This window comes from Sphingobacterium olei, assembly GCF_005048855.1.
Lineage (GTDB): Bacteria > Bacteroidota > Bacteroidia > Sphingobacteriales > Sphingobacteriaceae > Sphingobacterium > Sphingobacterium olei.
Genome location: NZ_SUME01000001.1, coordinates 886989 through 901827, shown reverse-complemented (window position 1 = coordinate 901827; position 14839 = coordinate 886989). Strand labels below are relative to the sequence as shown.

The window sequence follows — 14839 nt, the reverse complement described above, 5'->3', positions numbered from 1 at the left end:
TACATTATTTTTAACAGATCTGCATATATTGCAACTATATTATCCACAATTGGGGCTGAGTTTAAAAAACTATTCTTTATTTTCGTGCGTTTAAATCACAGCATGAGATATTTATCTACCGTCCTATTATTATATTTCGCTTATCTGCAAAATAGTACTGCACAATTCGTTACTATACAAGATTCTAGCCTCATTATACGGGATACTTCCCAATTCGTAAATAGTAAATTATATGACGTAGTGGATCTATTTCAGGATATTAATCCCTTTAGAAAGGCAGATACCACTTCGATACAGAAAACAAGATCCGGGATTTCCTATTTACCCAACATCAACTATAATCCGAGCATTGGCTTTCAGATCGGTTTGAAAGCTGTCGGAGGCGTGTATCTAGGTGATAAAAAAAACACGAGCATGTCTATTTTCGCCACCTCTGTCAATTATACGACCCGGGGAATATTTTATGCTTATTTAGCACACGATACCTACACTAAAGATAACAAGTGGAATCTGAAAGGAAATTTAGTAGGTGCAAAAATGGTCGGACTCGATTACGGACTCGGCATAGGAGCCCCGCTTGATCACCCAGAAGCAGACGAAGTTATTATGAATAATCCAGAACGTAACCGATATGTCAATCATTATAACATATATGGATTTAGTGAACGATTATATAAACAGTTATTACCCGGTATGTTTGTAGGCGGGGGCATATTTTTTGAATTAAAACGAGATATCCGGACTTCCAGTGAGTTTGAAACCTCACCAAATGAGATTTACGGGGAATGGAATAATTTTAACTCCACACAAAATAATAACAATGGACTTATGTTTAACCTCCAGTATCTCACCCGCGATAATCCGAATAGCGCGTACAAAGGCATTTATACAGATGTGGTGTTGCGTATGAACCAAACTTGGCTTGGCAGTCAAAAAAGTGCATATCAGCTGCAGACCGATTTTAGAAAATACTGGCAATTATCCGAACAACGGCCCAATCACGTCCTGGCTTTTTGGAACTATGGTTCCTATAATCTAGGCGGTACACTCTTTTATCTGGATTTGCCAGGGACAGGTAAAGATCCCTATGCACGGAGCGGTCGTGGATATACCAATGGATACTTTAAAGGCATATCGTTTTTCTATTCCGAAATGGAATACCGATTCCCAATTCTCAAAAATCAGTTTTTGAGCGGTGTCGTGTTTGCTAACGTGCAGACTGCTAACGATCAAATGGGTACCGAACTCTTTCAGCAATGGCAACCTGCCGGAGGTGCCGGACTCCGCGTTCTATTTAATAAAATGACACGGACCAATTTATGTATTGATTATGCTTTCGGAAAGTTCGGACAACGCGGACTGTTCTTAGGATTAAACGAGGCATTCTAACGCCATTATTAAGTTCTATAAAATGAAAAATATCTTATTGGCAATATGTATTATCGGTATACTGCCCGCATGGGCACAAGATGTATCCGATTCAACGACGATATCCATTGTACCCGTTAAAATTAAAGCCTATTTCGTCAATCAACCTCTTCTTTCGTTGACGGCGTCGGGTCAGGTAATTTCTGCTAAACAGATACAAAATCAGAGTACCGCTACACTTATACCCGCACTCAGCACTGTTCCGGGTATCCGTATGGAGGAGCGTTCGCCCGGCAGTTATCGTCTCGCCATGCGGGGAAGCCTGATCAGATCACCATTTGGGATACGGAACGTAAAAATATATATTGACGATTTTCCGCTAACAGACGCAGGTGGAAACACATACCTTAATCTTATCGATCCTGCTGCCATAGCAGATATTCATGTTATCAAAGGACCAGATGGTTCATTATACGGTGCAAATTCGGGAGGTATAGTTCGTATTCAACCCAAAGGGTTTGATGTTCAGGGACACCGAGTGGAACTATTGTTGGGTACAGGGTCATATGGTTTATTCCAAGAGCAGTTGAGCTTACAGCGAAAAGTTAATGAAAATTATAACTTTTCTTTTGACCAATCATTTACCCGATCTGATGGTTATCGGAACAATACTGCGTTAAATAAAAAGACATTTCAAACCGCACATCAGTGGAAATACAGCATCCGCAACGAGATAAAACTATTTTTATTGTACAGTGATCTGGGGTATCGTACACCTGGAGGATTGACATTGGCGCAATACGAAGACGATCCTAGGCAATCGCGGCCAGCTGCCGGACCGAATCCGGGTGCAGCTGAACAACAGGCTGGAATTTATAACAAAACGCTATATACAGGACTTGCACATAAGGCACTCATCACCGATAAATTATCACATTCAGTAAGTCTATTTGGATCTTTTACCGATTTAGAAAATCCTTTTATTACCAACTACGAATTCCGTAACGAGAAAAATGCGGGTATTCGTACCTATTTCTCGTATACAGATGAGGACGAAACCAACGTTAAATGGCAAATGCATTTTGGATTAGAAGCTCAAAAGGGCTATTATAAAATTGATAACTACGACAATGCCGGCGGCTTAGCAACAGATATCCAAGCTAAAGACGAACTGAATAACGGACAATATAGTTTCTTCTACCGTGCAATGGCCCAGCTTTTTGAAAAATGGACAATAGAAGGTTCTGTCGGCTTAAACAAAAACAGCATAGATTATCGTCAGCGATTCCCTGAAACCGCCGATTCAGATGGAAGTATTGGTTTTGGAAATATCTGGATGCCCCGTATTGCGACATCTTTTTTGATCAGCAATCAGGTTGCGCTTCGTGCTTCAATTTCCAGGGGCTACTCTGCTCCCACCATTGCTGAGGTACGCCCGTCAGATATTACCATAAATACGGTGCTAGATGCCGAAACTGGCACAAATTATGAAATGGGCATGCGATGGAATACACAGAATAGGCGTTTCATTGCCGATATTGCATTATACGATTATCGTATGAATAATGGTATTGTGAGACAAGTACGCGACAATGGTGCAGATTATTATATCAATGCGGGTGAAATGAATCAGCAAGGAATTGAAGCCGCGGTATGGACCTCTCTATTGATGCCTAAAGCAGATCAATTCGTCAACGCCTTAGATATCAACAGTAGCTTGGCTTATAATCATTACCGCTTCGGGGATTATCAAATTGATGAAAACAGTTATAGCGATAACAAAATTACTGCTGTACCGGATTGGGTGTGGGTAAATACAATTAATTTAGGGTTGTTAAAAAACTTCGGTCTTAACGTGCAGCATCAATATACCTCAAGTATTCCACTAGATGATGGAAATATTATTTTTGCAAAGAAATTTCATCTTTTACAAGCTAAGGTAAGCTGGACTATAAAATTTGTCAAATCAACTAGCGTACAGTTTTTTTTAGGAGTTGATAATCTTCTCAATGAACAGTATAGCCTAGGAAATGACATAAATGCGTTTGGTGGACGGTTTTTCAATCCCGCCCCTATGCGTAATTACTATGGTGGTTTAAAGTTGAATATATAGAAAGATTAAGGTGGGAAATAAAGAAGCACATTGTAGCACTTCTTTATTTCTTAGAAAATTTTCTAAAGTTTTTCTTATTATTTGATTTATTTCTGGGAGGTCTCTTTTTAGGATCATAAATCGGAGCCTCGGTAAATCCTTCCGGTAGTGATACTTTTTCAATATCAGCACCTATCAACTCTTCTATTTTGGAAAAGCGAATTTGATCCTTCACATTTATAAAGGTAATTGCTGTACCTGTTGTCGCTGCCCTAGCAGTTCGTCCAACACGATGGACGTAGTCTTCCGGATCAGGAGGTACATCGTAATTTATTACCAAACTAATTCCCACAACATCGATGCCTCGAGATATTACATCCGTACCCACTAATACATGCAGCCTTTTTGCTTTAAACCTGTTCATCACATCTTCTCGTTGCGCTTGTTCCAGATCGGAGTGAAAAGCTTCAGCAGCTATCCCACCTTTACGGAGTTCGGTGGTCAGTCGTTTCACAATTTCTTTCTTTGAAGCAAAAACGATAATGCTGGTAAAAGACGGATCCGAAATCAAGGCTTTTATCAGTTCCATTTTTTGTTCGTCATAGACAAGATACGCTTGCTGCTTAATACCCTCAGAAGGTTTTGACAGGGCAATATTAATCTCAACGGGATCCTGAAGAATTTTTTTTGCCAAAGACCGTATTTTAAACGGCATCGTCGCTGAAAACAATAAATTCTGTCTCTTAGCCGGTAGATAGCTGATAATTTTTATGAGGTCATCATAGAATCCCATGTCTAGCATTCGATCCGCCTCGTCTAAAATAAGATGTCTAAGTTTAGAAAAATCAAGTTTACCCGAAGCCATATGTGCGATTAAACGTCCTGGTGTGGCCACAATAACATTTACGCCCTCTTGTATCGCCCGCTTTTGTTGTTCGTAATCCATACCACCGCCCCCTCCATAAACCGTGATGGAGGTCGTTCCCGTAAAATACGATAATCCCATTATTTGCTGATCGATCTGCAAGGCTAGTTCTCGTGTTGGGACAAGAATCAAGGTGTCTACGTGATTAGTCTCACGAAGTGCTATTTTATTTAGGATAGGTAAAAGATACGATGCTGTTTTACCAGTACCGGTTTGGGCACAAGCTATTAAATCTTTTTCTTGGAGAATCACAGGTATAGCCTGTTCTTGTATAGGGGTAGCGTCAAGATATCCCATGCTGTCAAGTCCTTCCTCCAACAGAGGGACTAGACCAAATTCAGTAAATTTCAATTTTCGATTATTTCATTAATATTATAAAAACAGCATAATGTAAGCTTTTTTTTCTAAATAACATAATCAATAATGCTGAAAACATTACAAACCGTCTAACACTGGGGTAAAACGACAAATAAAATTTTTAAATCTAGAATGAGATTGTTAATTAAAGCTTCCCTTGTCTAAATAATCAATTAATTCCTTCAAACATTCTTTTGGGAATATCCGTTGCGCACCGGCATCAACCATCTCCTGCTTTTCACGGTCGTCACTTGAGGATGTAAAGCCCAGTAAAACAATATTTGGAAAGAATCTTTTTATTTGTCGACAGGCGGCTATCCCATTCAGAACAGGCATATGTAAATCCAATACGCAGACGTCCGGAATAACGGCGCTATGAAAAATATAATCAACTAAATGCTTTCCATTTATTACACAATGCATCAAATTAAAGCGGTGCTTGCTTTCAAGAAGCGCTTTAAATAGCAGGTGATGTATTTCCGAATCATCTGCGAATAATACGTTTATACGTTTACATTCGATCATCAATAAGGTAGACATAATAAGTAGATACAATCTAATATCGAACAATTATTTTAAATTCCAAAGCTTATTTACAAATAATAAAATCCCATTGTCCTAACTTTTCCGGCGCCTCTAAATCCAGCGGATTTGTCCGGCTGTTGTCCAATAGCTGACATCCCAAAAGCAAACAGAACAAACTTTTCGATCTCTTATACGTTATAATTTGTAATGAAAAACAACAAATCCTATGTCTGATTTTTTTGCATATTATGTCAATACCAGTAATAGTCCGTTTTGGTCTTTTGCTATTCACGATGGTAGTCGGATAAATCCTGTTTTAAAAGATTATCTTAAACTTAATGATGCCGAACGGTTTAGAGAAGAAGACCCATACACCGGCACGATAGCCGAATTGCCAATTAATAAATTTATAGTTAGTACATCCCGTTTTCAGCTGGATATGAATAGAACACTAAAGGATGCCATTTACTTGCATCCTGAACAAGCTTGGGGATTATCCGTTTGGGCAGATCTTCCTGAACACCATATCACAACCTTACAAAATGAATATTACAACGTATTTAAAGAAATAGAAACCCTGATCCAGCGTACAATTGATGACCATGGATATTTTGTGGTACTTGATATCCATAGTTATAATTGTAGGAGATCCGGACCGCTTGAGGAAGTAGACCATGAAGCAAATCCTCAGATAAATTTGGGCACGATATACAATCATCCGAAATGGCAGTCGCTCGTTCAATATTTCAAAACGTCTATACATAATCAGACTTATCTCTCTAAACCGATTGATATTCGTGAAAATGTAAAATTCAAGGGAGGATACCTTTCTAAATTTATCAATGAAAAATTCGGAGAAAAGGGGTGCGTGCTATCCATTGAATTTAGAAAAGATTTTATGGATGAGTGGACGGGAGAACCATATATTCAACATATCATGGCCTATAGACAAGTTCTTATGAATGCCTTAACCGATTTACAAGAATATAATTTTAATGATGCAACAGGATAAGACCATTCAGCAGATCATGCAGGCTATAAAAGAAAAAGAGCCTTTCCATCAGCAGATACCAAATGTTGGCAAATTGGTTTTTAATAAGATCGTCCCTTATCTCTTTATTTATCGTATACCGATAATGGGGAAGGATCGAATGCTGACGGAACTAGCCAAATCCGAGACGGCTAGTATTATCTATAAAACAGATTTTACACGGGAAGAATGGATAGGTATTATAGCAGAGGCACTAGCAAAAGAATTCGGATCGTGTCTCGTGATAGAGGTGTGGAACGCACCCCAAGATCAGGTGCAGGATATATCCATTCAATTATCGCAAAAAAATGCTTTGCAACTTGCCGAGTACTTCGCTAAAAATATTGTACTTGAGGCTCCCGACATCACCGTAGCTCTCGAAAAATTGAGTAAAGTGCCTAAGCCAGATGGACATTCTGATCTATTCACCTTAAAAGAATTACAAGAAAAGCAGATCATGTCGTTAGGAATATCTATAAAACAAAGATATATCGATCGCCAAGGCCATACTCTTCCTATCCTGCTACGTCATTTTCGAGAAACATTAGGAAAAAGCCTATCCCGGTTATTTTTTGAATTTCTACGTATCCACACCACGGTCAAGGCTGCTGAATTTAAATTACAGACCCATGAGGAACTTTCTAAATTTGTATTAGAAATAGATAAGAAGTTGGCGCAGGAAAGTCAGCGCTTTGATTTTCTTCTCCTCGTTACCCCGATTAATGCCCATGAAGCTTGGCTGCAATTTAAAAAAGACAAATTTTACCGCACGCCTAAGTTTATTTATCGTCCTATGCCTATAGATCCGGATTTGGTAAAACGAAATTTGTATAATTTGCGGATTGAAGATCTATACGATCCTACTATTGCCTATCTATTTAGAGACAAAAGAACCGAACTGGATGCGATGATGTCCATGCTGAGTGACCGAGGAAAAGACGATTTTATGCATGGAAGCTTACAGATATTTGGAGCCGTGAGCGATAAACTCCTGAATACAGCAAAAGCACTATTGACCGTTATTGACTCCGGCGATCCCACCAGTGTCGAAGAAGATACGAAACTAGATGCACATGGGTTTGCAAAAATGGCCCGAGAGGAGATACAATATCTACAGGCTCAACGTCCAGATTTTAACACTACTGTACGTGTTAGGGATGATATATCTGGCGTCATGGTAAATCGTGGGGTGCTCAATATAAGTAAAGAATATCAAATAGGAATCGAACGGGCAAAGGCATTGATTCAGCATGAAGTGGGTACGCATATCGTCACTTATTTTAACGGGAAAACACAGCCATTAAGCCTGTTTAGTCTTGGTGTGCCAGGTTATGAGCAACTTCAAGAAGGATTAGCCGTATTCGCTGAATATCTAGTCGGAGGACTCAGCAACGATCGTCTTCGCATCATCGCGGGACGTGTCTTGGCTGTACGTCATATGTTGATGGGTCATTCCTTTATCGATACATTTTCCATGCTCGCGGAGGAGTATCATTTTACAGAACAAACGGCTTTTCAGATGACCATGCGCGTATACCGTGGCGGCGGACTTACCAAAGATGCCCTTTACCTTCAAGGTTTGATCGAATTGATTCAATATCTTAAAGAAGGCAAAGATATTCGTCTCTTAACCGTTGGAAAAATAAGGGAAGATTACCTGCCTATTGTAAAAGACCTGATGCAACGTGGTGTGCTACAACCTCCCGCACTGATACCCCGTTACCTCAATACAGAAAATCTGGAAAGACTTACGGATGTAAATAAAATCGGGAATATTTTTAAACTTATTAATTAACACATCAATTTATAATCCCGCACCGTCACTTAAGTAATATTGAAATGCAACGTAGCGGTAAGATGAGATCGATTTAGAATTTCCTTAAATAACAAAAACAGACAAATGAAAATAGCCTTTTTAATCAATCAAACACATAAAGAAGAAGTGGTTTTTACAACTACGGTATTAGCCCTTACCGCCTTAAAACGTGGTCATACGATCATTTATATCGGGCTTGCCGATTTCATTTATCAAAATGAACGAAATATCGGCGCACATGGTCGTGTAGCAGAGCCGGATTCAGGTATTGACGATGGAGAAGATTTATTGAATACCCTTCGAAGTAATAAAAAACAAACTATTAATTTACAGGAAATAGATGTTTTGTGGCTCCGTTTTGATCCGGTACTAGACATGATTAATAGACCTTGGGCTGCTGCAATGGGCATCCAATTTGCGCAACTGGTGAAAAATAACGGGCGTTTAGTTGTCAACGATCCAGACACACTTATTCAAGCAAGCAATAAACTGTACTTAGAAAACTTTCCGAAAGAAGTACGTCCGAAGACCATCGTAACGCGAAACCATGAAGATGTCGTTGCTTTCCTGGAAGAACAACAAGATAAAATCATACTTAAACCCTTAAAAGGTTCGGGTGGAAAAAATGTGTTCTTAATCCCATTCAAGGAGCGTCAAAATTTAAAACAGATTGTAGAGGTGATCAGTAGAGACGGGTATGTCATCGCACAGGAGTATCTGCCGGAAGCCGTTAACGGCGACATACGGTTTTTCCTACTGGATGGAAAACCCATCGTGATAGACGGAAAATATGCAGCTGTAAACCGAGTACAGCAAGCAGACGAAATCCGGAGCAATATACACCAGGGTGCTAAAGCCGAACAAGCCTTCATCGATGAAAAGGTTCTTAGCCTTGTTAATAAAGTAGCCAACAAACTCGTAGAAGACAATATGTACTTTGTCGGGCTAGATATTGTGGGTGATAAAATCATGGAAATAAATGTCTTTAGTCCAGGTGCATTGGGACAAGCATCGCGATTAAATAGAGTCGATTATAGCACTGCCGTAATCGAAAATTTAGAAGATAAAATCAAAAAATTCTATAAACTGTAAAGCAAAAAAGCCGGTCGATGGTAAACGCATTCGATCGGCATTTTTTATTGGCTTTTAAACTGTTAGATTTTTGGATCCTCATCCGGATCTTTTACTTCGATCACTTGATCTTCCTGTTTCAAAGGAGCGGGGGGTAACTCATCTACATCCTTTTCTAATTCCTGTAATTCCACATGTACGGCGAATTCGGAAGGTTGTATAGGAATCCCTTTCAGCGTAGCATATTCCCGCGTAAACACTGCGCCGAAGTATAAAATAGCGGCCGTATAATACACCCAAAGCAAAATCAAAACGATAGAACCTGCAGCGCCATAAGTCGATTCAGTTCCTGAAGTTTTCAAGTATAACCCTATCAGCAATCTTCCTATTACAAAGAGTACCGACGTAAATAGCGCCCCTGATCGTACTGTACGCCAGGTAATATTTACATCCGGTAGCACTTTGAAAATCACGCTAAATAATACGAAGATCACTCCAAAAGTAATAAAGAAATTGATTGCATCCATCAGGAGTACGGTCATATCGGGAAAATGGCGCTGTAACCTATCAGTAAATGCCAAAATAGCTCCGTTTACAACTAACGTCACCACTAGAAGAAATCCAAGACCTATTACTAAAGATGAAGATAATACCCTATTTTTTATCATCTTTAACCAGCCTTTTTTTGGTTTTGCCCGTACATGCCATATTTTATTAATGGAATTTTGAATATCACCGAACACCGTAGTAGCTCCTAATAATAAGGTGACAATACTGATAATAAGGGCAATTGTAGATTTGCCAGACAACTCTAGATTTTTGATAACTTCTTGGATCTGCCGCGCCGCACTCGCTCCTACTAGCCCATTTAATTCACTAAAAACCTTTCCTTTAATAGCTTCTTCCCCAAAAAAAATACTTGCTAAGGATATCATTAGTACCAGTATAGGTCCAAGAGAAAAAACAGTATAGTAAGCAAGTGACGCACTATACTTCATACTGTCTTCGTTTGTGAAACCCATTACTGAATTTTTTAAAATGGTAAATGTATCTTTTAAAAAAAAACCTTTTTGTTTTTCCATAGCTTCGAAATGGTTCTGTTATTAGGAATAAACAACCCGCATAGGGAAAAGTTTATCTTTTGGAATGCGGGGAGACAGATCATAAACAACAAGGGCTCCGAAAATCGGAGCCCTTGTTGTTTATGATCTGTCGTTAGAATTTTAACGTATTTAATTTGCTGTCTACTAAAAATCCATCTACTGCTTTCAGTTTGAATCAACAGGACGTTTTGCTTTAAAATCGTTTATTTTAAATACTATGTAAATGTAGCAAAGACTTTGCATAAAAATTATGTCGATATAAAATAGTTACAATTTAAAACACCCCAATCCTCTATCCTATGATTATTGTATCACCATCCAACTGATAATTACCATTTACCGAAAAAAAACTGGCATTTACCGAGTTTTTACCCCTATTCATCTTTTAGCGCTATTGCCGTTTTTCATTTTCGTTTACTTTTGATATAACGATTAAGGATTACAAACTCCAAACACAATAATATTTAACAATTTAACACGTATGGAATCATGGCCAAGTTAATTTCAGCATTAGTGGTATTTATATTTACGCTTCTATCATCTAATACCTTTGCGCGTAATAAACCAGATTCGTCAAAGCACTATAAATTGGAAATCATTGTGGAATCGCATACTGAACCCCTCATAGAAGATAGCCCCTATCCTAGTGAATATGTTATCTGATTCATTATGAGATAGTATTACTGTTGGTTTATATATTAGACCCTGCTATGATGGCAGGATTTTTTTTATAAGAATAACGGTATGATGTTTGGTTTGTGAATGCAAAGCATTTTATTTAAGTTTAGAAGATAATGTATAAACAATTCTATTCGAATGAAAATATTAGCTTTCGCAGCGAGCAACAGTTCAAAATCTATTAATAAGAGACTGGTGAGCAGTATCAGTAAGTATTATAAAGAGTCTCAGGATGTTATTGAACTAATAGATTTAAATGATTACGAAATGCCTCTTTATTCCCGTGATCGCGAAGTTCAGAATGGTATTCCGCAATTGGCAGCAGATTTTGCGAACAAAATAGACTGGGCAGATTTTATACTCATTTCCTTCGCCGAGCATAACGGAAATTACGCTGCCGCATATAAAAATATCTTAGATTGGGTGTCCCGTATCAAAGCGAGAAAACCTTTTCCTAATAAACCTATGTTTTTAATTGCAACCAGCAATGGAGCACGTGGCGGACAAAGTGTGCTCGATATCGCGACAAATAGAATGCCTTTTGACGGGGGAATCGTATTAGAAACTTTCTCACTTCCTGAATTTAATATCAATTTTGAAGAAGGAAAAGGGGTAATCAACATACTTCACCGAAGTCAGTTGGAAGCGAAGGTGCGAAAAACGAAACGGGAATTAGCAAAAATTCAATCTGGAACAAACTAATGCTCCACCAACGGGTTATATATTCAATAAGAAAATATAAGATTAAATACACATTAATATGGCAAAGAAAATACTACTATTAGTAGGAGATTATGTTGAAGATTATGAAGCTATGGTACCTTTTCAGGCGATGGGCGCAATAGGCATCGAAGTGCATGCGGTAGCTCCAGATCGAAAAAGAGGAGATCTAATACCGACTGCTGTACATGATTTTACCGGAGATCATACCTACAAAGAACTTCGTGGACACAATTTCGCTATAAATAAAGATTTTGATACAGTCAACCCGGCAGATTATGATGGGTTATATATTGCTGGGGGTCGTTCGGCCGAATACATCCGTCTTAATAAACAGGTAATTGAAATTGTAAAATATTTCTTCAAAGCAGATAAGCCGGTGGCGGCCATTTGTCACGGGATCCAAGTGCTCACGACAGCACAGGTGTTAAAAGGTCGGACGTTGACGGCTTATGTTGCCGTAGGTCCGGATATTGAATTAGCAGGAGGAACATGGAAAAATATCCCAGCCGATCAATCTGTAGTAGATGGTAATTTAGTAACTTCGCCAGCTTGGCCTGGACATCAATCCATTTTGAAAGAATTTTATAAACTTTTAAATATCACGATAAGCGTATAATGAACAGAAGAAAATCTAAACGCATATGGTTCATTGCCATACCTGTTACCTTAATACTAGGTTATCTAATCTGGCAGACGTACAGCCAACCAACTTTGAAAGATATTCCGGGAAATTTCGAAGAGGTTGCATTTGTGCGAAACGAACAAAATAAAGGAGGAATTGTACGGATCTATGCTGTTACGGTGGATGATGCTTCAGTCGCAAATTATGATGCTTGTGCCGATTTATTCCCTACAAATGATTTCAATAGTATAACAACTATTTATTTTTTCGACAAAAAAAAACCATATCCTACCGTGTTGACATTGGAAAGTCCACACTATGATACAGAGAAATATTCAGCACTATACATCGCGAAAAGAAGAGGGACGGATTAATTTTGTGTTATTCATATTATTTTAACATTAAGCTAACATCAATATTATAGATTTGAATCCAATATATTCGTTTAATAATGGCAAGAAAATATATACCTAGAGATATTAGCTGGTTGAGTTTTAATGGAAGAGTGTTACAGGAAGCGGCAGATGAGACAGTTCCCCTGTCTTCCCGTTTAAAGTTTTTGGGTATATTTTCCAATAATCTGGATGAATTTTTTCGTGTTCGGGTAGCCGGTCTTAAGAGAGCACTTGCAGTAGATGAAAAAGAGGCGAAAAATATTTTCTTTGAAAAACCTCAGCTGATATTAGATGAAATTCACGATATCGTGATCAGCCAGCAAAAAAAATTTAATGATGTTTGGGAAGCTGTGCAAAAAGAGATGGCCAAACAGCATGTGTACATCAAAACGAGTGAAAATCTTAACGAAGAACAGCAAAAATTTATTCATCAATACTATCAGGATGAGATAGAATCTAATGTGATTCCTCTTCTGCTAAATGATGAGAATCCAATGCCCTACCTGAGAGACAAATCTTTGTATCTGGGTGTAGCAATGATGAAGAAAGATTGGCAGTATGAAACCAAGTTTGCTATTATAGAAATCCCTTCCAGTCAGTTGGGCCGTTTTACAATATTACCGTCTTCTAAAAACCAAGTCCACGTCATTTTATTGGAAGATATTATTAAATTCAACCTGCCTTACATCTTTTCATACTTCGGATTCGATGAATTCACGGCGCATGCATTTAAGATTACAAAAGATGCCGAGTTTGATTTAGATAATGATATCAATACCAACTTCGCCGAGAAAATAGCAAAAGCTGTAAAAAGTCGGCGAAAGGGCAAACCCACCCGCTTTGTATTTGACAAAGAAATGGATGAAAGGTTACTGGAATTTCTTATCAAGAAGCTCAATATTTCCAAGAAAGACAGCATCATACCCGGACAGAAAATTCATAATTTCAAACATTTTATGGATTTCCCCAATGTATTTAAAAAGTACCATCAGCCAAAAGAGAGAACCTCTTTCACACATCCCCAGTTTGCGAATCAGCAACGCATTACAGATGTAATTATAAAAAAGGATGTGCTTCTCTCCTTCCCATACCATTCCTTTCGCCCTTTGATCGACTTACTACGGGAAGCTGCAATGGATCCAGATGTCAAGACCATCCAAATTACCGCTTACCGATTAGCTAGCAATTCTAAAATTGGAAACGCTTTAGTAAATGCTGCACGAAATGGAAAAGACGTGACCGTGATGCTCGAATTGCGTGCAAGATTTGATGAAGAGCACAATTTGGAATGGAAAGAGCGATTCGAAATGGAAGGCATTCGTGTTTTGATTGGTATCCCACATAAAAAGATACACGCGAAGCTATGTGTAATCAAAAAGAGGGTAAATAGCAAAACCGTACAGTATGGTTTTGTCAGTACAGGGAACATCAATGAAAAAACCGCCAAGATATATGGTGACTATTGCCTAATGACGAGTAATAGGGCTATTATGGCCGATATAAATAAGGTGTTCAATGCGTTAAAGCGACCGAAGCTGGATTTACAGGAAACCTTAAAAATGGGAACAGGCCTATTGGTTTGTCCTACCGATATGCGCAATACCATTCTCTCTTATTTAGATACGGAAATTGCAGAAGCGAAAGCCGGACGCAAAGCACATGTCATCATCAAGGTTAATTCATTGAGTGATAAAATTCTAATTAAGAAAATCTACGACGCAGCAGAAGTAGGTGTAAAAATTGAAATGATTGTGCGCAGTATTTATTGCGCGGTTAATCAGAAAACTTTTCAAGAACCTATCCATGCAATAAGTATTGTAGATGAATACTTAGAACATGCACGTGTGATGTACTTTTACAACGCTGCTAAAGAACACGTCTATATTTCCTCTGCCGATTGGATGACCCGCAATTTAGATCATCGTGTGGAGGCTGCAGTACGTATATCCGATAAAAAACTTAAAACAGAACTAATCGATATGCTTAAAATTCAGCTTAAGGGAAATGTTAAAACACGGATATTAGATAACATATTGAGTAATGATTACGTAAGAAATGGGAAGCCAGAGTACAGATCTCAAATCGAACTGTATAAATACCTAAAATCAAAAACATAAATCAATCTCTATTATTT

At 38.3% G+C, this 14839-nt stretch carries 12 protein-coding genes; 9 read left to right on the top strand and 3 right to left on the bottom strand.

The features are described from left to right. Window positions 1–102: 102 nt before the first annotated feature. Both FAZ15_RS03845 and FAZ15_RS03840 read left to right on the top strand, forming a co-directional pair. Window positions 103–1389, top strand: coding sequence for a BamA/TamA family outer membrane protein (locus FAZ15_RS03845; protein WP_136899967.1), 1287 nt, complete (start codon window positions 103–105; stop codon window positions 1387–1389). Between the two features lie 22 nt (window positions 1390–1411). Further along, on the top strand, window positions 1412–3481 hold the full coding sequence (locus tag FAZ15_RS03840) for a TonB-dependent receptor (protein WP_136899966.1): 2070 nt from the start codon (window positions 1412–1414) through the stop codon (window positions 3479–3481). 43 nt (window positions 3482–3524) lie between these two features. On the opposite strand, the gene FAZ15_RS03835 is transcribed toward FAZ15_RS03840, so the two are convergent. Next, the gene (locus FAZ15_RS03835; protein ID WP_136899965.1) at window positions 3525–4736 is read right to left on the bottom strand and encodes a DEAD/DEAH box helicase; all 1212 of its coding nucleotides are present in this window, start codon (window positions 4734–4736) and stop codon (window positions 3525–3527) included. A gap of 147 nt (window positions 4737–4883) precedes the next feature. Further along, a complete protein-coding gene (locus tag FAZ15_RS03830) occupies window positions 4884–5282 on the bottom strand; it encodes a response regulator (RefSeq protein ID WP_136899964.1) in 399 nt (132 codons plus the stop codon). A 211-nt stretch (window positions 5283–5493) separates the two neighbouring features. On the opposite strand from FAZ15_RS03830, the gene FAZ15_RS03825 reads away from it, so the two are divergent. From FAZ15_RS03825 to FAZ15_RS03815, 3 genes are all read left to right on the top strand, one after another. Then, entirely contained in the window at window positions 5494–6279 is a 786-nt protein-coding gene (locus tag FAZ15_RS03825) for an N-formylglutamate amidohydrolase (RefSeq protein ID WP_136899963.1), read from the top strand. Further along, complete coding sequence (locus tag FAZ15_RS03820) at window positions 6263–8092, top strand: flavohemoglobin expression-modulating QEGLA motif protein (RefSeq protein ID WP_238387142.1); 1830 nt, start codon at window positions 6263–6265, stop codon at window positions 8090–8092. Before FAZ15_RS03825 ends, FAZ15_RS03820 begins: the two co-directional genes overlap by 17 nt. Window positions 8093–8197: 105 nt before the next feature. Continuing rightward, the gene (locus tag FAZ15_RS03815) at window positions 8198–9205 is read left to right on the top strand and encodes an ATP-grasp domain-containing protein (RefSeq protein ID WP_136899962.1); all 1008 of its coding nucleotides are present in this window, start codon (window positions 8198–8200) and stop codon (window positions 9203–9205) included. 62 nt (window positions 9206–9267) lie between these two features. Here FAZ15_RS03815 and FAZ15_RS03810 read toward each other — a convergent pair whose 3' ends face one another. Next, complete coding sequence (locus FAZ15_RS03810) at window positions 9268–10206, bottom strand: YihY/virulence factor BrkB family protein (protein WP_238387141.1); 939 nt, start codon at window positions 10204–10206, stop codon at window positions 9268–9270. A gap of 897 nt (window positions 10207–11103) precedes the next feature. On the opposite strand from FAZ15_RS03810, the gene FAZ15_RS03805 reads away from it, so the two are divergent. The 4 genes from FAZ15_RS03805 (at window position 11104) to ppk1 (ending at window position 14822) form a co-directional block, all read left to right on the top strand. Further along, window positions 11104–11667, top strand: coding sequence for an NADPH-dependent FMN reductase (locus FAZ15_RS03805; RefSeq protein ID WP_136899960.1), 564 nt, complete (start codon window positions 11104–11106; stop codon window positions 11665–11667). A 58-nt stretch (window positions 11668–11725) separates the two neighbouring features. Then, entirely contained in the window at window positions 11726–12304 is a 579-nt protein-coding gene (locus FAZ15_RS03800) for a DJ-1/PfpI family protein (RefSeq protein WP_136899959.1), read from the top strand. Then, a complete protein-coding gene (locus FAZ15_RS03795) occupies window positions 12304–12684 on the top strand; it encodes a hypothetical protein (RefSeq protein WP_136899958.1) in 381 nt (126 codons plus the stop codon). Before FAZ15_RS03800 ends, FAZ15_RS03795 begins: the two co-directional genes overlap by 1 nt. A 77-nt stretch (window positions 12685–12761) precedes the next feature. Further along, window positions 12762–14822, top strand: coding sequence for a polyphosphate kinase 1 (ppk1, locus tag FAZ15_RS03790; RefSeq protein WP_136899957.1), 2061 nt, complete (start codon window positions 12762–12764; stop codon window positions 14820–14822). Window positions 14823–14839 lie beyond the last annotated feature (17 nt).

What these genes read in the sequence shown, in the direction of transcription:
- FAZ15_RS03820 (WP_238387142.1), top strand. Translation starts at nt 6,263, where the DNA reads ATGATGCAACAGGATAAGACCATTCAGCAGATCATGCAGGCTATAAAA.
- FAZ15_RS03800 (WP_136899959.1), top strand. Translation starts at nt 11,726, where the DNA reads ATGGCAAAGAAAATACTACTATTAGTAGGAGATTATGTTGAAGATTAT.
- FAZ15_RS03845 (WP_136899967.1), top strand. Translation starts at nt 103, where the DNA reads ATGAGATATTTATCTACCGTCCTATTATTATATTTCGCTTATCTGCAA.
- FAZ15_RS03815 (WP_136899962.1), top strand. Translation starts at nt 8,198, where the DNA reads ATGAAAATAGCCTTTTTAATCAATCAAACACATAAAGAAGAAGTGGTT.
- FAZ15_RS03830 (WP_136899964.1), bottom strand. Translation starts at nt 5,282, where the DNA reads ATGTCTACCTTATTGATGATCGAATGTAAACGTATAAACGTATTATTC.
- FAZ15_RS03805 (WP_136899960.1), top strand. Translation starts at nt 11,104, where the DNA reads ATGAAAATATTAGCTTTCGCAGCGAGCAACAGTTCAAAATCTATTAAT.
- FAZ15_RS03825 (WP_136899963.1), top strand. Translation starts at nt 5,494, where the DNA reads ATGTCTGATTTTTTTGCATATTATGTCAATACCAGTAATAGTCCGTTT.
- FAZ15_RS03795 (WP_136899958.1), top strand. Translation starts at nt 12,304, where the DNA reads ATGAACAGAAGAAAATCTAAACGCATATGGTTCATTGCCATACCTGTT.
- FAZ15_RS03840 (WP_136899966.1), top strand. Translation starts at nt 1,412, where the DNA reads ATGAAAAATATCTTATTGGCAATATGTATTATCGGTATACTGCCCGCA.
- ppk1 (WP_136899957.1), top strand. Translation starts at nt 12,762, where the DNA reads ATGGCAAGAAAATATATACCTAGAGATATTAGCTGGTTGAGTTTTAAT.
- FAZ15_RS03810 (WP_238387141.1), bottom strand. Translation starts at nt 10,206, where the DNA reads ATGGGTTTCACAAACGAAGACAGTATGAAGTATAGTGCGTCACTTGCT.